Raw genomic sequence first — 20,985 nt, forward strand, 5'->3', positions numbered from 1 at the left:
CGGCGGGTGGTGCCGAAGTGGCTCGTCCGGGCTCACCGGGCGAGCCACTTCACCTCGTACCCCTTCAGCTCCACCCGCTTCCCGTCCACCCGGGCGCCGGCCGTCCGGCCGAGGGTGTTGACGACGAGAACGGTCCGGTCGTCGGCGAGGACACGCACACGGGAGGCGTCGGCACCGGTGACGGGGACCCTCGCGTACCGGGTGCCCGGCGGGAACGCCCTGCCGAACCTCGACACCAGGTCGTACATGGGCAGCGCACGGCCGCCGTCCGCGCTGTCGGTCGTGGTCCACAGGCAGCCGGCGCAGTCGCCGCCCTTCTCGTCCTCCGGGTTCCAGTAGAAGCCGGAGGACGCGCCGCCCTTCACCAGGGCGATCAGGCCCGCGGCCTGGACGGCGACCCGGTGCGGTTCGCTCCAGCCGTCGCGTTCGTCCCTGCCGTCGGCGGGCTCCACGTAGTACTCGGCCCACCACAGCGGCAGGCCGTGCGTCCGCGCGCGCACCCACTGGCTCACGTAGGTGAACTTGTCGGTGGCCCCGAACTCGTCGGGCAGCGGCTCGTCGTCGTTGGTGTAGCTGGAGCCGTCCACGACCACGAAGTCGGCGCCGGCCTTGTGGGTGTTCCAGTAGTCGAAGGCGTCGATCACCCGCTGGTCCATGACACCCCAGGGGCCCTTGAGGGCGGGCGAGGCGTTCTCGGTCCTGCGCGGGTCGAAGCTGTCCATGACGAGGTACGGGCCGCCGACCATGATGTCCTTGTCGACGGCCTTCAGCGCCTTGTAGACGAGGTTGTACAGCTCGGTGTAGCCCTCGTAGTCCCAGCGGGCCTCGCCGTCGTTCCAGAAACCCTTGAACTCGTTCCAGACGATGAAGTGCCGTACGTCCGGATAGCGCCTGGCGACGGTCGCGGCGAGGTCCGCGTAGTCCTGGTAGTGGCCGGGAGTGGGCGCGGTCTCCAGAGCGGCCTGGCTCCAGTCGGTGCGGCCGGCGCCGGGTCTGCCGCCCTTCATCCAGTCCGGGGAGCAGCACAGGGTGATCACCGGGGTGCCGCCCGACCTGCGCATGAAGTCGACCCTGCGGTCCAGTGCGCCGAAGTCGTAGCGTCCCTTCACGGGCTCCGGGTTGTCGGCGCCCCAGCCCATGACGGCCTGGTCCTGGGGCAGTCCGGCGTCCCGGGAGAGCAGCTTCTCGACCCGGCCGGTGGCGGTAGCGCTGCCCTCGTCGGCGCTGTACTGGGTGTGCGTGAAGCCCCAGCCCACGTCCGGCCCGGCGGGGCCCTGCGGGGTGGCCGGGGTGCCGTGCACCTGGTCGCCGTCGCGGGTCGTGCCCGCGGTGCCGCCGCCTCCGGGCAGCGTGCCGAGCAGGGTCACGAGCAGGGCGAGAGCGACCGCGCCCACCCCCAGCAGGGCGGTGAGCCGCCACCGCCGAACCCCCGAATTCCACTCATGACGTCCCATCAAGGACCACAGTAATGGCGGAAATCGCCCCGGGGGCGGGTATCGGGAACAGACCGTCGCGCACCCGGGACAGGGGTGCACTCCGGATACTCCGGAAGCTCGGCGCACACCCGACACTCTGCGCCCACTTCGGAAAACGGGTGCGCCACGGGCCCCGGTGACGGATCATGGCGGCATGTCTGCCAAGCCGCACGAGACGCTGCCGATCCGGCTCAACGTCGACGACTCCGACTCGCCGTCCGACGTCGTCGACGCGCTGTTCCTCGGCCGCTTCGCGACGGGCGAGCAGCCGTACTCGCACGCGGCCAACATCGACCGGGTGCGCAGCGGGGCGACCCTGCTGCCGAAGGAGGCGCGGGTGCTGCGGGTGGCCCGCGACGACGACCGCAGCGCGACGCTCGCGGAGGGCGACGGCTGGACGCTCCTGGTCTCCCGCTGGAACCGGGGCGCGGACATCACGGTCACCGCGACCACCGCCGAGCTGGCCGCGAAGGTGCTGAACGAGGCGACGGACGGCGCGGCGGACGAGCCGGAGCCGCAGCCCGACAACGTGACGATGGGGTTCTGGTACGTCTCCCCCAGGCGCGGCCCGCACCGCACCACCCGGCAGATCTCCGCCGGCACCTGGGACGAGGTCCGCGCCAACTACACGGCTCCGGTCGCGGAGGCGATGGACCGCCTGATGAAGACGACGCCCGAGGACATCGCGGGCCGGCTCCTGCTGCTGCACGGCCCGCCGGGCACCGGCAAGACCTCGGCGCTGCGCACCCTCGCCCGGTCCTGGCGGGACTGGTGCCAGGTGGACTGCGTCCTCGACCCCGAGCGGCTCTTCTCCGACGTCGGCTACCTGATGGACATCGCCATCGGGGAGGAGGACGGAGCGGGCAAGGGCCGCTGGCGGCTGCTCCTGCTGGAGGACTGCGACGAGCTGATCCGCGGCGAGGCCAAGCACACCGCGGGCCAGGCGCTGTCGAGGCTGCTGAACCTCACCGACGGGCTGCTCGGCCAGGGCCGCAACGTGCTGGTGGGCGTCACCACCAACGAGGACCTGGAGCGCCTGCACCCCGCCGTGGTCCGGCCCGGCCGCTGCCTCGCCCGGATCGAGGTGGGCGCGCTGACCCGCGCCGAGGCGGTGAACTGGCTCGGCACGGAGGAGGGCGTGGGCCGCGACGGATCGACCCTGGCGGAGCTGTACGCGCTGCGCCGGGGCACGACGCCGACCTCGGTGCCGGGTGCCCGCGAGGAGGCCGACGCGGGGCTGTACCTGTAGTGCTTTGATGGAGGCATGCCCCTGTTCATCGGGACCTCGGGCCGGCAGTACGAGGACTGGCGGAACGTCCCGTACCCGGCCGGGGTTCCGGTGCGCCGGTGGCTGGAGGAGTACGCGGCGCACTTCCCGACCGTCGAGCTGAGCGGGCCGGGCTGCGGGTGGCGCGGGCACCGGAGATGAGCACGGCCGGCTGACTCAGCCCTCGCCGTAGGCGGCCCGCAGGGCGTCCCGCACCGCGGCCAGCGCCTCCTTCTCGCCCAGGCCCAGCCGGTGCGCCCGCTCCGCGTACGCCTGGGCGGCCGAGGACGCCTCACGTTCCGCGGCCGAGCCGGCGGCGGCCACGAACGTGCCGTTGCGTCCGCGCGTCTCGATCACGCCGTCCGTCTCCAGCGCCCGGTACGCCTTGGCCACGGTGTTCACCGCCAGCCCCAGCGACTCGGCCAGTCCCCGCACCGTGGGCAGCCGGTACCCCACCGGCAGCACCCCGCCCCGTGCCTGCTCGGAGATCTGCGCCCGTACCTGCTCGTACGGCGGCGCGCTGTCATCGATGCGGATCTTCAGAGTCACGGCCCGATTCTCCCGTATCCGCGGGAAAATGAGAGGCACCCCGCATTCGCCTCCGCATAGCGTGCGCCCCATGACAGTGATCGTGCGTGATCTGCGCCCCGATGTCCGTGCGGACGCCGAGGGCTTCGCCCGGGTGCGGCAGCTCGCCCTGCCCTACGTCCTGTTCACCCCGGAGTCACTGGTCCACGACCTGACGCGCACCCACCCCGACGCCCGCTTCCGTCAGCTGGTCGCGGAGCAGGACGGCGAGATCATCGGCACGGCGCAGGTCGGCCTCGCCCACGAGAGCACGGAGCCGGGCCAGGGCTTCGCCAACGTGTACGTCCATCCGGGGCGCACCGGCCGGGGCGCCGGGGGCCTCCTCGCGCGTACGGCGGAGGCGCACCTGTCGGACGCGGGCGCGACCACCTCGTACGCCTGGGTCCTGGACGCCCCCTCCCACCGCGCCTTCGCCGAGCGCCGCGGGTACACGGCGAGCCGCTCCGCCCACTTCCTCCGCCTCGACCTCGCCGGCGGCGCCCTGCCCCCGCCGCGGACTCCCCCGCCGGGCGCCGAACTCCGCACGGCCGCCGACTTCGCCGACGACCCCCGGGCGCTCTTCGCCCTGGACGCGGAGACGACGCGGGACGAACCGAGCGACATCGACACCGAGTTCGCCGACTACGAGGCCTGGCTGGAGGGGACCTGGCGGCACCCCCTGTTCAGTCACGAGCTCACCTCGGTCGTCGTGGTGGACGGCCGCCCGGCGGCGTTCAGCGCGGCACGCACCGACGGCGGCACCCGCTACGGCACCGTGATGACCGGCACGGCCCGTGCCTTCCGCGGCCGGGGCCTGGCCAAGCTCGCCAAGAACGACTCCCTGCACCGCGCCCGCGCCGCCGGCTGCACGGAGGCGTTCACCGGCAACGACAGCGGCAACGGGCCGATGCTGGCGATCAACAAGTGGTTCGGGTACGACATCTGCGCGACGGAGGTCAGGTATGTCCGCGAACTCGGCTGAGGCACCGGTCACGGTGGACGTCGTGCTGGTCAAGGCGGGCCGCACGAAGATCCGTTACCCCGCAGGGCTGCTGGACGACGACGGGAACCGGCTCACCGTGCGCGCGCCCTGGGCCGGTGACGCGCCCCGCGACTTCGGCTTCGTCCGTTTCGAACAGGGCGATGTCTTCACCGAGTTCTACTGGCGCGACCGCTGGTACGCGGTCAAGGAGGTGCGCGCCGCCGACGGCACGCCGAAGGGCTGGTACTGCGACATCACCCGCCCCGCGGTCCTCTCCGGCGGCGAACTGGTCGTGGAGGACCTCGACCTGGACCTGTGGCGCTCCGCCGACGGCACGGACGTGCGCCGCCTGGACGAGGACGAGTTCGCCGAGAGCGGGCTGGCGGAGCGGGACCCGGCCGCGGCCGCGCACGCCGTGGCGGCCCTGGACACCCTGGAGCGGCTGGCCCGCGAGGGCGGTTTCGAGGCCCTGCTGTCCTGAGGCCGGCCCGTGCGGGCCTGTCCCGAGGCCGGCCCGTGCGGGCCTTCACACCGTCGCCACCACCGCGTACCGCTCGTCGTGCACCTCCTTGCCCCACAGGACCGTCTGCGCCGACAGCCGTTCCAGGCGCACGTCGGCGGCGAGCGGCGCCAGCAGCGCGGTGAGCCGCCCGGCGGGTACGCCGACCGGGGCCTGCGTCCCCCACACCCCCTCCACCAGCACGAACCGCCCGCCGGGGCGCAGCAGGCCGCGCCAGTGCCGCAGGACGCGCGCGGGGTCGGGCAGCGCCCACAGCACGTGCCGGACGAGCACGGTGTCGAAGAGCCGCTCGCCCACCGGCGGTGCCGCCGCGTCACCGACCAGGAAGACCGCGTCCCGGCCGGCGAGCTTGGCGCGGGCCCGCTCCACCATCGCGGGCGAGCTGTCGACCCCGGTGACCCGATGGCCCTGCTCGGCGGCGAGCAGGGCCAGGCTGCCGGTGCCGCAGCCGAGGTCGAGCAGGTCGGCGGGGTGTCCGGGCAGCCAGGTCCGCAGCCGCTCCGCCCAGGCCGCGCGCACCTCGGGCGGTCCCAGCCCGTGGTCCGGCTCGGCGTCGAAGGTGGCGGCCTGCGCGTCCCAGTCGATACGCACCGCAGCGGTGCGGTCACTCTCGTTCGTCATGCACCCCAGCGTGACACCCGCCACTGACACTCGGTCCGTGTGACAGCGGCCACTGACAGACCGGCACCGATGAGGAACTCTCGCCGAAAGCGTCTATCTCCGTGACAACACGGAACCCGGTAGGCACTGAAGGAGGCAGCCATGCGCCGCACAACCGTGCAGAAGCCCCTGAAGAAGACGGAAAGCCGCCGGATCCGCGAGGAGGCGGACCAGCGCCCCTCCGGACGCCCCGAGGTGCGGAAGGACATCGCGCGCACCTGGTGGCCGGACGGCTGACCACGCCCGCCCCGCCCCCTTCAGTCCAGCCGCTTGCGGTAGTGGACGCGGTCGTAGGGCCCGTCCACACGCCGCCCGACGACCTCGTAGCCGTGCTTCGGGTACAGCTCCTGGTTCTCCCGCATCAGCGCGTTGGTGTAGAGCCTGACCTCGGGGAGGCCGAGGGCACGCGCGCGTGCGTCCACGAACTCCAGCAGCCGCCGTCCCACCCCCTGGCCCCGTGCGCCGGGGTGGACGGCGATGCTGTCGAGGAACAGGTGGCCGTCACGGGCCTCCACGACGACGAGCCCGGTCACCGGTTCCCCGACGACGAACACCCGGCCCGCGGCCACGTCCGCCGCGTGGTCCGCCTCCATGGGCTGCGGCACCACCCCGATGCGGGCGATGTAGGGGCGGTAGGCCAGGTCGGTCACGGTCCGTACGGCCGGTACGTCGGCGGCCCGGGCGAGCCGGATCTCGTCGTTCGTCATGAGTACGACGCTAACTACCTCAGCGCAGTCCGAACACTCCCTTAAGCCGACCATAAGGATCTCCCCGGTCCGCTCCCGGCGGGCGATTCCGCGGTTTCTCGGGGCTAGTTTTCTGTTCGCCCCCCACGGGATCCAGCCCGGCGGGACCGCACCCGTCCCGAGGACCGTCCGAGGAGTTCCCGCATGCTCGCAGCACGCCGCAGGGCCGCCGTCGCCGTCGCTTCCGGCGTGGGTGCGGTCGTCCTCGCCGCCGCACCCGCGTCCGCGCACGGCACGATGGGCGACCCGGTCAGCCGGGTCGCCCAGTGTTACGCGGAGAACCCGGAGAGCCCCAGGTCCGACGCGTGCAAGGCGGCGGTCGCGGCCGGCGGCACCCAGGCCCTCTACGACTGGAACGGCATCCGCATCGGCGACGTGGCCGGGCGGCACCAGGCCCGAATCCCGGACGGCAGGCTGTGCAGCGCGGGCAACGACGAGTTCAAGGGCCTCGATCTGGCCCGCGCCGACTGGCCGGCGACGAAGGTCGGCAGCGGCTCGTACACGTTCGAGTACCGGGTGACCGCGCCGCACAAGGGCACCTTCGAGGTCTACCTCACGAAGGCGGGGTACGACCCGGCCAAGCCGCTGGCCTGGGCGGACCTGGATCTCGACCACCCCGTGGCGACGGCCGTCGACCCGGTCGCCGCCAGCGGTCTCTACACGTTCTCGGGGCGGCTCCCGGAGCGCACCGGCCGCCAGTTGCTGTACGCGGTCTGGCAGCGTTCGGACAGTCCGGAGGCGTTCTACTCCTGCTCGGACGTGGACTTCGGCGGCAGCGCCTCCACCGGTACGGGTGCCGCCGGCGCGGCCCCGGCCCCGAGCGCCTCCGCTCCCACCGACGAGCAGATCGCCGCCGGTGCCGGCAGGTCGACGGTCGAGCACCACGGCCACGGTGACGGCGACGCCGCCACGTCGGCCGAGCCGAGTATCGCCGCGGCCGTCAACACGCCCGCGGCGGACGGGAGTTCGCGGACGGTTCTCGCCGAGACCGGTGGCGGCGGCAGCACGCCGTACCTCGCGGTCGGCGGGGCGGCCGTCCTGGCGCTGGGCTCCGGCGTGCTCTTCCTGTCCGTACGGCAGCGGGCGAACCGGCGCTGATCCCTCATGGTTCCGGGGCCCGACCGGCGGCTCAGGCCGGTCAGGCCCCGGTGGCGTTCAGCCGGGCGGGCCGCTCAGCTGAACGCCGATGCGCAGCTGGTGGCGGTGGCGTGGGCCGGGTCGAGCGCGTTGGCCACCTCGTGGAAGGCGATCCGGTCGAAGAGTCCGATCGCCACGTGCTCGGACAGGTCCAGCGAACACAGGTCCTGGAGCAGGACGTTGTGGACGTCCGAGCCGGTCAGGAACTGGCTCTGCCAGGGGGTGGCCACCTCGTCGTACTTGGTGGAGATCACCGTGTAGTGCACTCCGGGCACGGTGTCGCCGCCCGCGTTGAGCTTGGTGAGGAACGCGGAGCCGGGGATCTGGTCGGCGAGGCCGGGGGTGGTGGCCTTGATCAGGTCCGAGGCGCCGGGGAAGTACGGCAGCAGATTGGTGAGGCCGCTGATGGTGGCGCCGTGGTTGTCGGGCGCGAGGCCGACGAGGGCGTTCACCTTGGCGGCGCCGCCGAGGAACTTCAGGTAGTAGCGGGGCATCATGCCGCCCTGGGAGTGGCCGACGAGGTCGGCCTTGGCGGCGCCGGTCGCGGAGAGCACCTTGTCGACATAGGCGGAGAGTTGCTCCGCCGACTTGTCGATGGGGCCGAGGCCGTAGAAGACCGGGACGCCGGAGAGCTGGCCGTAGTCGAGGGAGAAGACGCAGTAGCCGCGGTCCTCCAGGTACGGGGCGAGGGAGAGCCAGTTGTCGACGGAGTTGCCCAGCGTGCCGTGGACCAGGATCACGGGGCGGGGGTGGGCGGCGGAGGGGCGGCAGGAGTAGTCGTTCCAGCCGGTGCTGGGGGCGCTCGACGCGTGGGCGGTGGCGGCGGGGACGGTGGCGACGGCGGCGGCGAAGAGCAGTGCGGTCAGGGGTCTGAGCACTCGCTTCCAGGGCAGCATCGTGTGATCTCCTTGCGGCTCAAGGGAGGTGCGACGGCCTTACGCCCTGTGATCCGGATCACGAGGATGCTGTTCACTCATCAAGTTACGGACGAGTAGTGCAAGCGTGAAGTTACGCGTCGGTAAAACTTCCCGGTAACCGGTCGCGCGCCACTCGCCTGACGGGACGTCACCAGCTGGGCCTGAGGGGACCATAGGGTGCGATACGCGCCAAAGCGTCCCGCAACACGCGCACTTCACCCGCCCCCAGCGTCTCGCTCCAGCCCCGTACGACCTCGGCGGCCGCCTCCTCCGCCGCCCGCGCGCACGCCCACCCCCGCGCGGTGAGCACGACCAGCCGGGCCCGCGCGTCCCGGGGGTGCGCCCGCCGTTCGGCATAGCCCTTGCGCACGATGTCGTCGACGAGCTGGCTCGCCGCCTGCTTGGTCACCCCGAGGTGCGCGGCGAGCTCGGTGACGGTCGCGCCGTCCGGGGCGAGCCGCGCGAAGGCGAAGCCGTGGGCGGGCCTGATCCCGTCGAAGCCGCGGGCGGCGACGCCCTCGTCGATGCGCTGGGTCAGCTCACCGGCCACGGCGAGCAGGGCTGCGGAGAGGGCCATGGCCTCGGAGTTCTGCACGGTGGCATTGAAACACCCTTGACGGAATGGTCAAGCTGCTTGACCATAAAGCCCACATAGTCAAGCAGCTTGACCATATTGCCGGGAGGCAGCCATGCCCGTAGTCCGCTCCGTCGAGGCCACCACCCACGAGATCCACGGCGCCCGCTTCGTCTCGTACGCCACTCCCCGCACCGGCAGCGAGGAGCTGTGCGCGTGGCGCGGCGAGATCCCCGCCGGGACCAGGACGCCCGCCCACACCGTCACCCGCGAGGAGATCTTCCACCTGCTCGTCGGCGAACTCCTGGTCTCGCTCGACGGCCGCACCGACCGCGTCCGGACCGGCGACACCGTCATCGTCAACGCCGGTTCCCTCTTCGCCGTCGAGAACCCGACCGACCACACCGCGCTGTCCTGGGTCACCACGTCCGTCGGCCTGGCGGCCGAGCTGTCCGACGGCACCCGGCTCACCCCGCCGTGGGCCAACTGACACCCCGCCCCTCCACCTCCCTCCCACTCGAAAATCGGTTACCCGTTCGATTCCAGTCGCCCACCTGGGCTGATGGGGTTAGAGTAATCGAACGAGCGTACGATGAGCATATCGGGCGCATGAGGCAAAAGGGGTGGAGTGATGGAGGTGCGGCATGGCGGGCTTCGCCCACGTGCACGTCGCGTCCGGTTACTCCGCCCGCTACGGCGCCTCCCCTCCCGAGCAGCTCGTCCGGCGGGCGGCCGAGCGCGGCATGTCCGCGCTCGCGCTCACCGACCGGGACACCGTCACCGGCGCCGTCCGGTTCGCGCGGGCCTGTGCGAAGGACGGCGTCCGGCCGGTCTTCGGCATCGACCTGGCGGTGGCGGCCCTCGCGCCTGCGCCGCCCGCCCCGCGCCGCCGCACCCCGGCGCGCGGCGGCGCGCACGTGGTCGAGCCGCCGCTGCGGTTCGTGCTGCTCGCCCAGGACCGGGCGGGCTGGGCCCGGCTGTGCCGGATCACCTCGGCCGCCCACGTCGGCGCCGTGTCCGGTGTACCGCCGGTGGTGCCGTGGGAGGCGCTGCGCACGTACGGCGGTCCCGGCCTGACCGTGCTGCTCGGGCCGCTCTCGGAGCCGGCGCGGGCGCTGTCGGCGGGCCGGGAGGACGCGGCCGTGAGGCTGCTGGCGCCCTGGCGGGAGATCTTCGGGAAGGACGTTCGATTGGAAGCCGTGGCGCAGAAACGTTCCGGCACCGGACCCGGATCCCTGCGCCTGGCCGCCCGCACCCTCGCCCTGGCCGACCGCACCGGCACCACCGCCGTCCTGTCCAACGCCGTGCGCTACGCCGATCCGGACCAGCACCGGCTCGCCGACGTCCTGGACGCGGCCCGGCTGCTGCGGCCGATCGACCGGCGCCGTCTGGACGGCGGACAGCGCTGGCTCAAGGACGAGCGCGGCATGGAGACCGTCGCCCGCATGACCGCCGAATGCGCCGGAGACGACCTCCGCCGGGCCCGCCGGCTGATGGCGGACACCGCCGCCACCGCCGCCCTGTGCGCCCTCGACCCGGCGGCCGGCCTCGGCCTCGGCACACCGCACTTCCCGGAACCGGCCCTGTTCGGCGCCGAACCCCGGGCGGACGGTGCCGCGCGGCTGCTGCGGCAGCGCTCCGAGGCCGGCCTGGTCCGGCGCGGCCTGGACCGTGACCGCAAGGCGCTCGACCGGCTGGACGAAGAGCTGACGGTGGTCTCCGAGCTGGGCTACGACGCGTACTTCCTCGCCGTCGCCCAGGTGGTGGCCGACATCCGGGCCAAGGGCATCCGGGTCGCCGCCCGCGGCTCCGGCGCCGGCTCGCTGGTCTGCCACGCCCTGGACATCGCCACCGCCAACCCCCTCGACCACCACCTGCTGTTCGAACGCTTCCTCAGCGTGCGCCGGGCCTCGCTGCCCGACATCGATATCGACGTGGAATCCGCCCGACGGCTGGAGTGCTACGACACGATCTTCGAACGGTTCGGGAAGGAGCGGGTCGCGGTCACCGCGATGCCCGAGACCTACCGGGCGCGCAGGGCCCTCCGGGACACCGGCCTCGCCCTCGGTCTCGCGCCCGACGACGTCGACCGGATCGCCAAGAGCTTCCCGCATCTGCGCGCCTGCGACATCACCGGCGCCCTCGCCGAACTGCCCGAGCTGCGGCAACTGGCCGCCGAGGCGCACCGCTACGGCCCGCTGTGGGAGCTGGCCGAAGGGCTCGACTCCCTGGTCCACGGCATGGCGATGCACCCGTGCGGTGTGGTCATCAGCGACGCGACCCTGCTGGACCGGCTGCCGGTGCAGCCCACGCCGCAGGGCGACTACCCCATGGCCATGGCCGCGAAGGAGGAGATCGAGGCGCTCGGCAACATCAAGCTCGACGTCCTGGGCGTGCGGATGCAGTCCGCGATGGCCCACGCCGTCACCGAGATCGAACGGGCCACCGGCAGCCGCGTCGACCTGGACGACCCCGGCCAGGTGCCGCTCGACGACGTCTTCGCCTTCAAGCTCATCCAGGCCAGCCAGACCCTCGGCCTGTTCCAGCTGGAGTCGCCCGGCCAGCAGGACCTGCTGTCCCGGCTCCAGCCCCGTGACGTGCAGGACGTCATCGCCGACATCAGCCTCTTCCGCCCCGGTCCGGTCGCCGGCGGCATGCCCGAGCGCTACATCGCCGCCCGGCACGGCGGCACGCCCGGCTACGCGCACCCGGACCTGGAGCCGGTGCTCGCCGACACCTACGGCGTGACCATCTGGCACGAGCAGATCATCGAGACGCTCTCGGTGCTGACCGGCTGCGACCGGGCCTTCGCGGAGATCACCCGGCGCGCGCTCGGCGACAAGGAGCAACTGCCCCGGATCAGGGACTGGTTCCACCGCCGGGCGCAAGGCCGCGGCTACAGCGCGGCCGTCCGGGACGAGGTCTGGAAGACCGTCGAGGCCTTCGGCGCGTACGGCTTCTGCCGGGCCCACGCCGTCGCCTTCGCCGTGCCCGCGCTGCAGAGCGCCTGGCTCAAGGCGCACCACCCGGCGTTCCTGCTGGCCGGCCTCCTCGAACACGACCCCGGCATGTGGCCCAAGCGGGTCCTCGTCTCCGACGCCCGCCGCCGCGGGGTGCCCGTCCTCTCCGTCGACGTCAACCGCTCCCGGGTGCGGCACACCGTGGAGAAGGCCGACGGGGACCGGTGGGGCGTGCGGCTGGCCCTCTCCGCCATGCACGGCATCAGCGAGGACGAGTGCGCCAGGATCGAGGAGGGGCAGCCGTACGGGTCGCTCTCCGACTTCTGGCAGCGGGCCCGGCCGAGCAGACCGGTCGCCGAGCGCCTCGCCGGGATCGGCGCCCTGAACTCCCTCCACGACGGCCGCCTCACCCGCCGCGACCTGCTGCTCCAGATCGCCGAACTGCACCGCCAGTCCCGCGGCCGGACCGCGCACGAGGGCCAACTGCCCCTCGACGCGGGCGCGGTCGGCGGGGCCGAGCCGAGCGGGCTGCCGGAGATGACCGGGCGCGAGGCCCTGAGCGCCGAGCTGAGCACGCTCGGCATCGACGTCTCCCGGCACCTCATGGAGCACCACCACCGGCTGCTCCGCGAGGTCGGCGCGACCGACGCGGCCCACCTGGCCGGGATGCGGGCCGGTCAGGTGGTGCTGGTCGCCGGGGTGCGGGCCTCGACCCAGACGCCGCCGATCGCGAGCGGCAAGCGGATCATCTTCGTCACCCTGGAGGACGGCTCCGGCCTGGTCGACCTGGCGTTCTTCGAGGACTCCCACCCGGCGTGCGCGTACACGGTCTTCCACAGCGGGCTGCTGCTGGTCCGCGGCACGGTCCAGGTGCGCGGCAGCCGTCGTACCGTCGTCGGCGCCATGGCCTGGGACCTGGACGAGATCGCCGCCGCCCGCCGCGACGACGGTCCCGAGGCCGCGCTCGCCCTGCTCGGCCGGACCCGCCCGCACCCGACCCCCGCCCAGCCGCGGCGCACCCTGGCCGACGGCACCGCGGGCGCCCGCCTGCACCCCTACGCCGACCTCCAGCCGGCCGGCACCCGCTCCGCCGACCTGAAGAAGTTCGGCCACCGGAGCCCGGGGAGTGCGGGATGAGCGGCATGGGTACACGTCAGCGGCACATCGCCCACCTCCACCTGCACGGCTCGCCGTCCGAGGAGCTGTACGCCCAACTGGTCGAACTGATGTCCGGTATCACGCCGCACGTCCAGGCCGTCCCGCCCGACGCCGTGCAACTCGACCTGACCTCGGCGCTCAGGTACTTCGACCTGTCCCCCTACGACATGGTCCAGACGGCGATGATGCGGCTGAAGGCGCTCCACGACGTCGACAGCAGCGCCGGACTCGCGGGCAACCGCATGCTGGCGGCCATGGCGGCCGACGCCTCCGCGCCCGGCGAGACCACCTGGGTGCCCGGCGCGGACGCGGCCGACTGGCTGCGCCCGCGGCCGGTCACCGCCCTGCCCGGGGTCGGCCGCGCCACCGCGGAGACGCTCCGCAGGCACGGCCTGCACACCATCGGGCAGGTGAACGAGATCGCGCCGGCCACCCTCCAGCGGCTGCTCGGAGCCGCTCCGGCCCGGCTGCTGGCCGAGCACGCCCGCGGCCGCGACCCCCGCCCGGTCACTCCTTCGGCGCCGGCGGAGCACCTGCTCGCCGACCTCGTACTGGAGCGGGACTGTCTCGACCCGGCCCACCATCACCGGGCGGTCCTGGGACTCGCCGACGAGATCGGCCGGCGTCTGCGCGGGGAGAGCCAGGTCGCGCGGCGGTTCACCCTCACCGTCCGGTACGCCGACCGCAGCTCCACCACCCGCACCCGCACGCTGCCGGAACCCACCGGCCACTCCCCCGCCGTCGCCGCGGCCGCCCTGGGGGTGCTGGCCTCGCTCGGGCTGCAGCGCGCCCGGGTCCGCGCCTACACGCTCCGCGCCGACGACCTGCTTCCCGCGGGCCGGGCCAGTCTCCAGCTCTCCCTGGATCCCGGCGACGCCCGCGCCCGCGCGGCCGAGGCCGCCGCGGACCGGGCGCGCCGCCGCTTCGGACCCGAGGCCGTGCGGCCGGCCGCCCTGGCGACCTGACGAGGGCCCGTACGGCCCCGGGGGCGGTGTGCCGCAGGTCACCCCGGCGGGGGCGGGGCAGCGGGAACACCGGGGGGCCGCGGGCCGTTCCTCTGTACGTGGCTGCGGAGGGGACAGTGTCCCCGGGCCTCACCTACAGCCCATGGGGACGATCGTCCGGCTGAAGCCCCATGGAGCCCTTCGCCGAGAGGCGACCGCCCTCCGCACGCCACCTCGTACCGCCCCGGCTGGTCTCCCCCGTCCAGTCGGGGCTTTTCGCTGTGCGGCTCCCGGCGTACGGCGGCACGGCCTACCGCCGGGAGCGACGGCGGGCCGGGGCCGGCAGGCTCTGTTCGGCCCAGACGGTCTTGCCGTCGGCCGTGTGCCGGACGCCCCAGTTCTGGGCGAGCTGGGCGACGATGAACAGGCCGCGTCCCCCTTCGTCGGCGGTCTTCGCGTGGCGCAGCCGCGGCGCGAGGGTGTTGCCGTCGTGGACCTCGCAGGTGAGGGTGCGGTCCTTGATGAGCTGCAGCCGGGCGGGCGGGGTGCCGTAGCGGATGGCGTTGGTGACCAGTTCGCTGACGATCATCTCGGTGACGTAGGCCGTCTCCTCGTCGATATTCCACCGGCCGAGCTGCCGGCGGGCGTGGCCGCGGGCCCTGGCGACGGCCTTGGCGTGGTGGCCCAGGTGCCAGGTGGCGGCCTGGTCCGCGGGGAAGGGGTGGGTGCGGGCGAGCAGCAGGATGACGTCGCTGCGCCGGGTGCTCTGCCGCATCCGGTAGAGCATGTCGTCGCAGAGATCCTGCAGGGGCCGTCCGGGGCGGGCCAGCACCCGGGCCAGGGTGTCCGGGGACGGCGAGGCGTGCATCAGACCCGCGGTGTAGAAGGCGAGGACGCTGCCGTCGGCGACGGGGACCGTGGTGGCGGCGAAGGGCGGGCCCGCGGCGCTGCCCAGGGGAGGTCCGCTCGGCAGGTCCAGGATCTCGGTGGTCCCGTCGGGATGCGCGACGACGGGCGGGGGGTGCCCGGCCAGGGCGATGGTGCAGGTCTGGGCGAACGGGTCGTGGACCGCGTACAGGCAGCTTCCCGTCAGGGGGACGGGGTCGCCGGGCGGCAGCACCGAGCGTTCCTCGGCGAGGCTGAGCGCGGTGTCGTTGAGGCGGGCGAGGAGTTCATCGGGCTCCAGGTCGAGAGCGGCCAGGGAGTGCACGGCGGTCCGCATCTGTCCCATCGTGATGGCCGCGTGCACGCCTTCACCGGCGACCTCGCCGACCACCAGCGCGGTGCGGGCGCCGGACAGGGCGAAGGTGTCGAACCCGCCGCCTCCGCCCGCCTCGGACGGCACGTGCAGGTACGCGGTCTCGACGGTGCTCCGCGGCGCGGGCTCGGGCGGCAGCAGGTGCCGCTGGACGGTCAGGGCGATGGTGTGCTCGCGGGTGTAGCGGCGGGCGTTGTCGATGCACAGCGCGGTGTGGGCGGCGGCTTCGAGGGCGAGGGTGATGTCGCCCTCCTCGTAGAGGTCGCCCTGGTCGGTGCGGTACAGGCTCAGCAGTCCCAGCACGGTGCGGCGCACGGTCAGGGGCACCGTGATGAGGAGGCGGGCGCCGGAGGCGCGGATCGCCTCGGCGCGCGGCGGATCGGCCGCCAGCCAGGGCGTGTCGGGGCCGAGGGCGACGAGGCGGGGCCTGAGGTCGGTCAGGGTCTGGGCGTAGGGGGTGGGGAAGGGCAGGGCCCGTACGTCGCCGACCGGATGCGCCTGGGTCTGCTCCTCGCCGCCGCCGTGGCGGTAGGCGGCACGGCGCAGCGGCACCCCGGGCCCCAGCGGGCTCGGCGGGGGTTCCTCGCCGCGTATCACGGCGTCCACCACCTCCACCACGACGATGTCGGCGAGGTCCGGCACCACGGCCTCCGCCAGTTCCTCGCAGGTGGCGACCACGTCGAGGGTCCGTCCCACGTGCTCGCGCACGGAGGCGAGGACCCGCATCCGCAGGCTCACCCGTTCGCACTCGGTGACGTCGACCATCTCCGTGAGCACGCCCCAGGCCTCTCCCCGCGCGTCCTCCAGCCGGGTCGCGGAGACGGAGAACAGGTATTCCGGCCCCGGTGTGCTCTTGCGCCGCACCCCCACGAGCCGCCCCCGCACCGCTTCGCCGCTCTCCAGCACCCCGCCCAGCATCGCCTCCACCTCGCCGGGGTCGGAGAGGTCGTACACGTCGGTGATGTGCCGGCCCTGGACCTGGTCGTACGACGCGCCGTGCAGCTCCGGCCTGACGAGGTTGATCCGCAGGATGCGCAGCCGCGTGTCCAGGATCAGCAGGCCGGTGGGCGACTGGTGGAACAGTGCCTCCAGCACTGCGGCACCCTTGCCCGGCGAGACGGCTTCGTTGTGCGCCACGGCAACCCACCTCCCTAGTCCAGCCTGCACCGGCCCCCGGCGCGCCGCTCTCCCGGCCCGGCCTCGGTGTCGTGAGCACAGCAAGGCCGGGCGGGCCGGTGAACGCGGCCGCCCCGCCCCCTCGACAGGGGCGGGGCGGCTCGGTGTCCGGTGCGGGTCAGCCGATCTGGCTGCCGGTGGCCGACAGCGCCTCCGTCACCGGCTGGAAGAACGTCTCCCCGCCGGAGGTGCAGTCGCCGCTGCCGCCGGAGGTCAGGCCGACGGCGCTGCTGCCCGAGAAGAGGGAGCCGCCGCTGTCGCCCGGCTCGGCGCAGACGTCGGTCTGGATGAGCCCGCTCACCGTGCCCTCCGAGTAGTTCACGGTGGCGTTGAGCCCGGTGACCGTGCCGTCGTGGACCTGGGTGGTGGAACCGCTGCGGGTCACCTTCATGCCGACGGTGGCCTCGGCCGCGCCGGTGATCTTCTGGGTGGAGCCGTCGTAGAGGTCGACCTCGCTCGGGTGGTCCACCCCGGAGGTGTACTTGACCAGGCCGAAGTCGTTGCCCGGGAAGCTGGACTGGGCGTTGGAGCCGATCACGTCGCCGGAGGAGTCCGACCAGCTGGAGATGGCGTCGGTGCAGTGCCCGGCGGTCAGGAAGTACGGCTCGCCGCCCTTGACCACGTTGAAGCCGAGCGAGCAGCGCCCGCCAGACCCGCTGATCGCGTCACCGCCGGCGATGAAGGTCTTGAACTCCCCCTTCGAGTGCCGCAGTTCGGCCTTCTGGCCGAGCCCGTCGACGACCTTGGCGAGCTTGGTCAGCGCGGTACCGGCCACCGTCCTGTCGGCGGTGACGACGACCTTGTTGGTGACCGGGTCGGTCGCCCAGGAGGTGCCCGGGATGGTGGCGTCCTGCTTCAGCGTGCTGCGCGCGCCGTCGAGTTCGGCCAGGGAGTTGGTGACGAGTCTCGCCTTGGCCCCGGCCGCCTCGACGGTCCGTGCGGCGGTGTCGTCGAGCACGTTGACGACGAGGCTCTTCGCCTGGGCGTCGTAGTACGTGCCGGCCGCGCCGGTGCCGAGGTCGGCGACGAGCGTCGAGGCGAGCTTTCCGGCCGCGGGCGCGGAAAGGGCCCGCGGTGCGGCGGTCTTGGCGGGCTCGCTGGCGTTCGCACTCTGGAAGGTCACTCCGGTGCCGACGAGGGCGGCGGCGCCCGCGGCGGCGAGTGCCACCCGGCGTCCGGGTATGCGTCGGTGCTTCAACTCACGTCCTCCTGTGGGGGGTCGGCCCGTACGGTTGTGGGGACCTCAGGGCCGGAAGGCTGGTTGACGGGCGCCCACTATTCCGACACCCACAGGGAGCACACAAGGTCGACTTCAGGACGCGTGTGCGCGGACGGTGCGCGCCCCCGGCTCCCCGGCCGTTCGCAGTCACCCCTGGGGAATTCGCAGTGCAAACACTACGGGCGAGTAACCATCGGCGGAGCGTGACCTTCAGCCCTGGCCGGAATTCGCCCCTCCGGGCTCGCCCGCCTCCCGCGCGACCCCGTTCACCGCCGACCCGGCCGACCCGTCTGTACTCGGCGGCAGTTGCTGCTGCGCCCGCTCCAGGAACCGCAGCAGCTCCACCGGGAAGGGCAGCACCAGCGTCGAGTTCTTCTCGGCGGCGACCGCCACCACCGTCTGCAGCAGCCGCAGTTGGAGCGCGGCGGGCTGCTCGGACATCTCCTTGGCCGCCTCCGCGAGCTTCTTGGAGGCCTGGAGTTCGGCGTCGGCGTTGATGACCCGGGCCCGGCGTTCCCGGTCGGCCTCGGCCTGCCGGGCCATGGACCGCTTCATGGTCTCGGGCAGCGACACGTCCTTGATCTCGACGCGGTCGATGGTGACGCCCCACTCCACGGCCGGGCTGTCGATCATCAGCTCCAGGCCCTGGTTGAGCATCTCCCGGTTCGACAGCAGGTCGTCCAGCTCGCTCTTGCCGATGATGGACCGCAGCGAGGTCTGCGCCATCTGCGAGACGGCGAACCGGTAGTCCTCGACCCGGACGACCGCCTCGGCGGGCCCGGTCACCCTGAAGTAGACGACGGCGTCGACGCGGACGGTCACGTTGTCCCGGGTGATGCCCTCCTGCGCGGGCACGGGCATCGTGACGATCTGCATGTTGACCTTCTGGAGCCGGTCCACGAAGGGCACGATCATGGTGAAGCCGGGGCCGCGCACCTCCGGTCGCAGCCGGCCCAGGCGGAACACCACGCCTCGCTCGTACTGCCTGACGACTCGTGCCGCGGCCAGTGCACCGACCGCTCCGACGGACACGAGAGCGGCTCCGGCCGCCACCAGCGCCTCGACCATGCCGGCCCCCAGGGGGTGACTCCAATGGTCCTTCGACGGTAACTCCGGCACCCCGTCAAAAGGGAGCCCCCGCACGCTGGTTGCGTACGGGGGCCCACAGGGAGAAACCGATCCGGGAGGATCGTCAGCCGACGCTCACGCCGTAGTAGCTCAGCGCCTCGGTGACCGGCTGGAAGAAGGTCGTACCGCCGGAGGTGCAGTCGCCGCTGCCGCCCGAGGTCAGACCGTAGGCCACGGAACCGCCGTAGAGCGGGCCGCCGCTGTCGCCGCCCTCGGCGCAGACCGTGGTCTGGATCATGCCGTAGACGACGTCACCGCTGCCGTAGTTGACGGTGGCGTTGAGCGCGGTGACCCGGCCGCTGTGGGTGCCGGTGGTGGAACCGCGGCGGTACACCGTCGTCCCGACGGACGGGGTGGCCGCACTGCTGATGGTCTGGCTGCCGACCGCGCTCGGGTGCGCGATCGAGCTGTTGGTGTACCGGACCAGCGCGAAGTCGTTGTTCGGGAAGCTGTAGCTGACGTTGGTGCCCAGGACCGTGGTGTGGCCGGAGTTGCTGTACCAGGTCGAGGCCACCTCACCGCAGTGCCCGGCGGTCAGGAAGTAGTACGTGCTGCCGCTGTGCACGTTGAAGCCGAGCGAGCAGCGGTAGGAGCCGCCGTAGATGGCGTCGCCACCGGTGATCAGCTTCTTGAAGGTGCCGGGGGTGCGCTTGATGGTGATCGCGCCGGCGTCGGCGCCCGCCTGGTCCTTGATCTTGGCGATCTCGGCGGCGGAGACCGTGGAGTCGGCGGTGACGACGACACGGTTGGTCTTGCTGTCGACGGCCCAGGCGGTGCCGGGGACGTCCGCCTTCAGAACGGAGCTGTTCACGGCCTTCAGTTCGCTCGTGCTGAAGGTGTGGACGGTACTCGCGCTCGCGGTGGGGACGGCGAACGCTGCCGCGGCCAGGAAACCGGTGCCCACGGCGATCAGCCGGGTCCGTCTCGTGATACCGCTGCGGGGGGTCGTGCGCTTGATCCTCACTTTTCGTTCCCTCCCAGGGGAATCAGGGGGCCCGCGTGGGGTCGGGGCCCGTGAGGCGCAGCCAGGGAGGGCGTCCGGGTTCCGGACACGCAATGCCCCTGACAAGCGCTGTGGGGGAGTATTCGGGCGAACGACCGGTACCCGCAAGGGGGCCTTTCGGCCGTGCGACCGTGTTCGAACCATGCCGACTTTGTGCGAACTCGTCGTGGTCCGGGCGGGATGACGCCCGGTCACAAATCCCTCGAATCCCTCGGGTCACGGTGTGCTCCCCCCGCCCCGGCCGCGCGCTCCGTCCCGTTCCCCGGCGGCGGGAAGGGGCAGATGGCGGGGGCCGCGGCGGCGCACGGCGGCGGGCGCGCCCGGCCGGAGCCGACGGGCGCGGACCCGCCGGCTCCCGGGAGCGGCCGAATAGATGAACCTGAAACGGTGTGCGTCCCCTCCCCCGCGTCCCCCTCCCCCGCGTGCCCGCCCGGTCCGCGACGGCAAGGAGCCCGCGGTCGTCTCAGGGGGCCGCGAGCTGCCCGGCGGGCCGGGCCAGGCCCAGGTGCTCGCGCAGGGTGCTGCCCGGATAGAAGGTGCGGAACAGCCCGCGGTGCTGGAGCAGCGCCACGGTGCCGTTGACCAGCCGCTCCAGATCGCGGCGCGGTTCGGCGGGGACCAGGTGGAAGCCGTCGGCGGCGCCCTCGCCGTGCCAGCCGGCGATCAGCTCCGCGAGGTCCACCGGGCCGCCCCGGTACAGCGGCCCGCGCACGGTCTGCCGGGGCCCGCCGCCGCCGTGCCCCGGCTCGGCCGCCCGCTCCCCGTCCCCCAGGTCCACCAGCAGGCTCACCAGCACCCGCAGCGCGTCCGGCTCCCGCCCCGACTCCCGTGCCCGGCCTCTCAGTTCGTCGCGCACGGCGGCGGCCTGGGCCGGGCTCGCGGCCCGCACCAGGACAACGTCGGCGTGGCGTGCCGCGGTCCGCAGGGCGGGCCCCTCGGTGGCGTCGGCGACCCGGACCGGATGCCCGTGCGAGGGTCCCGGCGTCTCGCTCCACCAGCCGGCCCGGCCCCGGCTGACCCGGTCGAGGTCGGCCAGCGCGGTCTGCGGGACGGCCACCAGCGGCACCAGCCCGATCCGGCGGGTGGCCGGCGCGACCCGCGACAGCACGGCGAGCGGGTCGGTCTCCGCCCACCCGGACCGGCCGTCGACGGTGACGAAGTCCAGGGCGCCGCTCTCGGCGAGCCGCGCCAGCTCCACGTGGCCCTCCGCGTCGGACCCGTCCGCCTGGTCCACGGCGGCGGCCAGGTGCAGCAGGCCCCGGCCGTACGGGCCGGTCATGACAGACCGTCCTCA

At 73.2% G+C, this 20,985-nt stretch carries 19 protein-coding genes and 1 pseudogene; 9 read left to right on the top strand and 11 right to left on the bottom strand.

The features are described 5' to 3' along the window. Window positions 1-32: 32 nt before the first annotated feature. Window positions 33-1,454, bottom strand: a complete 1,422-nt coding sequence (locus tag ACIQOE_RS31500; protein WP_401415026.1) for a xylan 1,4-beta-xylosidase — start codon at window positions 1,452-1,454, stop codon at window positions 33-35. A 175-nt stretch (window positions 1,455-1,629) separates the two neighbouring features. Here ACIQOE_RS31500 and ACIQOE_RS31505 point away from each other — a divergent pair, with 175 nt between their 5' ends. Together ACIQOE_RS31505 and ACIQOE_RS31510 are read left to right on the top strand one after the other, a co-directional pair. After that, window positions 1,630-2,724 carry a DUF5925 domain-containing protein gene (locus tag ACIQOE_RS31505; protein ID WP_351320628.1) on the top strand — a complete coding sequence of 365 codons (1,095 nt, stop codon included), beginning with the start codon at window positions 1,630-1,632 and terminating at the stop codon, window positions 2,722-2,724. A 15-nt stretch (window positions 2,725-2,739) separates the two neighbouring features. Beyond that, a pseudogene (locus ACIQOE_RS31510) lies at window positions 2,740-2,868 on the top strand (DUF72 domain-containing protein); the annotation flags it as partial. 51 nt (window positions 2,869-2,919) lie between these two features. Here the strand turns inward: ACIQOE_RS31510 and ACIQOE_RS31515 are convergent. After that, a complete protein-coding gene (locus tag ACIQOE_RS31515) occupies window positions 2,920-3,291 on the bottom strand; it encodes a GntR family transcriptional regulator (RefSeq protein ID WP_351320631.1) in 372 nt (123 codons plus the stop codon). A gap of 70 nt (window positions 3,292-3,361) precedes the next feature. On the opposite strand from ACIQOE_RS31515, the gene ACIQOE_RS31520 reads away from it, so the two are divergent. After that, the gene (locus tag ACIQOE_RS31520; RefSeq protein WP_365573420.1) at window positions 3,362-4,291 is read left to right on the top strand and encodes a GNAT family N-acetyltransferase; all 930 of its coding nucleotides are present in this window, start codon (window positions 3,362-3,364) and stop codon (window positions 4,289-4,291) included. After that, a complete protein-coding gene (locus tag ACIQOE_RS31525; RefSeq protein WP_351320634.1) occupies window positions 4,272-4,772 on the top strand; it encodes a DUF402 domain-containing protein in 501 nt (166 codons plus the stop codon). Before ACIQOE_RS31520 ends, ACIQOE_RS31525 begins: the two co-directional genes overlap by 20 nt. A 45-nt stretch (window positions 4,773-4,817) precedes the next feature. Here ACIQOE_RS31525 and ACIQOE_RS31530 read toward each other — a convergent pair whose 3' ends face one another. Beyond that, entirely contained in the window at window positions 4,818-5,432 is a 615-nt protein-coding gene (locus ACIQOE_RS31530) for a class I SAM-dependent methyltransferase (RefSeq protein ID WP_365573417.1), read from the bottom strand. Between the two features lie 141 nt (window positions 5,433-5,573). Here ACIQOE_RS31530 and ACIQOE_RS31535 point away from each other — a divergent pair, with 141 nt between their 5' ends. Further along, window positions 5,574-5,708, top strand: a complete 135-nt coding sequence (locus ACIQOE_RS31535) for a hypothetical protein (protein WP_351320638.1) — start codon at window positions 5,574-5,576, stop codon at window positions 5,706-5,708. A gap of 20 nt (window positions 5,709-5,728) precedes the next feature. Here the strand turns inward: ACIQOE_RS31535 and ACIQOE_RS31540 are convergent, their stop codons facing one another. Continuing rightward, window positions 5,729-6,178, bottom strand: a complete 450-nt coding sequence (locus tag ACIQOE_RS31540; RefSeq protein ID WP_399013127.1) for a GNAT family N-acetyltransferase — start codon at window positions 6,176-6,178, stop codon at window positions 5,729-5,731. Between the two features lie 183 nt (window positions 6,179-6,361). On the opposite strand from ACIQOE_RS31540, the gene ACIQOE_RS31545 reads away from it, so the two are divergent. After that, a complete protein-coding gene (locus ACIQOE_RS31545) occupies window positions 6,362-7,315 on the top strand; it encodes a lytic polysaccharide monooxygenase (RefSeq protein ID WP_401415030.1) in 954 nt (317 codons plus the stop codon). A gap of 74 nt (window positions 7,316-7,389) precedes the next feature. Here the strand turns inward: ACIQOE_RS31545 and ACIQOE_RS31550 are convergent, their stop codons facing one another. Next, entirely contained in the window at window positions 7,390-8,250 is an 861-nt protein-coding gene (locus ACIQOE_RS31550; protein WP_351320644.1) for an alpha/beta fold hydrolase, read from the bottom strand. Between the two features lie 169 nt (window positions 8,251-8,419). Then, complete coding sequence (locus ACIQOE_RS31555; RefSeq protein ID WP_401415032.1) at window positions 8,420-8,866, bottom strand: MarR family winged helix-turn-helix transcriptional regulator; 447 nt, start codon at window positions 8,864-8,866, stop codon at window positions 8,420-8,422. Window positions 8,867-8,960: 94 nt separating this feature from the next. Here ACIQOE_RS31555 and ACIQOE_RS31560 point away from each other — a divergent pair, with 94 nt between their 5' ends. The 3 genes from ACIQOE_RS31560 to ACIQOE_RS31570 all read left to right on the top strand — a co-directional run bounded on the left by ACIQOE_RS31560 (window position 8,961) and on the right by ACIQOE_RS31570 (window position 13,928). Further along, entirely contained in the window at window positions 8,961-9,335 is a 375-nt protein-coding gene (locus ACIQOE_RS31560) for a cupin domain-containing protein (protein ID WP_401415034.1), read from the top strand. 154 nt (window positions 9,336-9,489) lie between these two features. Further along, entirely contained in the window at window positions 9,490-12,942 is a 3,453-nt protein-coding gene (locus ACIQOE_RS31565; RefSeq protein WP_401415036.1) for a DNA polymerase III subunit alpha, read from the top strand. A gap of 5 nt (window positions 12,943-12,947) precedes the next feature. Continuing rightward, complete coding sequence (locus ACIQOE_RS31570; RefSeq protein ID WP_401415038.1) at window positions 12,948-13,928, top strand: DNA polymerase thumb domain-containing protein; 981 nt, start codon at window positions 12,948-12,950, stop codon at window positions 13,926-13,928. Window positions 13,929-14,217: 289 nt separating this feature from the next. Here ACIQOE_RS31570 and ACIQOE_RS31575 read toward each other — a convergent pair whose 3' ends face one another. The 5 genes from ACIQOE_RS31575 to ACIQOE_RS31595 form a co-directional block, all read right to left on the bottom strand. Then, window positions 14,218-16,302 carry a SpoIIE family protein phosphatase gene (locus ACIQOE_RS31575; RefSeq protein WP_401415040.1) on the bottom strand — a complete coding sequence of 695 codons (2,085 nt, stop codon included), beginning with the start codon at window positions 16,300-16,302 and terminating at the stop codon, window positions 14,218-14,220. Between the two features lie 157 nt (window positions 16,303-16,459). Continuing rightward, window positions 16,460-17,539, bottom strand: coding sequence for a S1 family peptidase (locus ACIQOE_RS31580; protein WP_401415042.1), 1,080 nt, complete (start codon window positions 17,537-17,539; stop codon window positions 16,460-16,462). A 231-nt stretch (window positions 17,540-17,770) separates the two neighbouring features. Continuing rightward, window positions 17,771-18,628 carry a slipin family protein gene (locus ACIQOE_RS31585; protein ID WP_401415044.1) on the bottom strand — a complete coding sequence of 286 codons (858 nt, stop codon included), beginning with the start codon at window positions 18,626-18,628 and terminating at the stop codon, window positions 17,771-17,773. A 124-nt stretch (window positions 18,629-18,752) separates the two neighbouring features. Then, window positions 18,753-19,652 carry a S1 family peptidase gene (locus ACIQOE_RS31590; protein WP_401415046.1) on the bottom strand — a complete coding sequence of 300 codons (900 nt, stop codon included), beginning with the start codon at window positions 19,650-19,652 and terminating at the stop codon, window positions 18,753-18,755. Between the two features lie 502 nt (window positions 19,653-20,154). Beyond that, on the bottom strand, window positions 20,155-20,970 hold the full coding sequence (locus ACIQOE_RS31595) for an LLM class flavin-dependent oxidoreductase (protein ID WP_362643676.1): 816 nt from the start codon (window positions 20,968-20,970) through the stop codon (window positions 20,155-20,157). Window positions 20,971-20,985: the final 15 nt, after the last annotated feature.

This window comes from Streptomyces sp. NPDC091282 (genome assembly GCF_044757385.1).
In the GTDB taxonomy this organism is placed as follows: domain Bacteria; phylum Actinomycetota; class Actinomycetes; order Streptomycetales; family Streptomycetaceae; genus Streptomyces; species Streptomyces gramineus.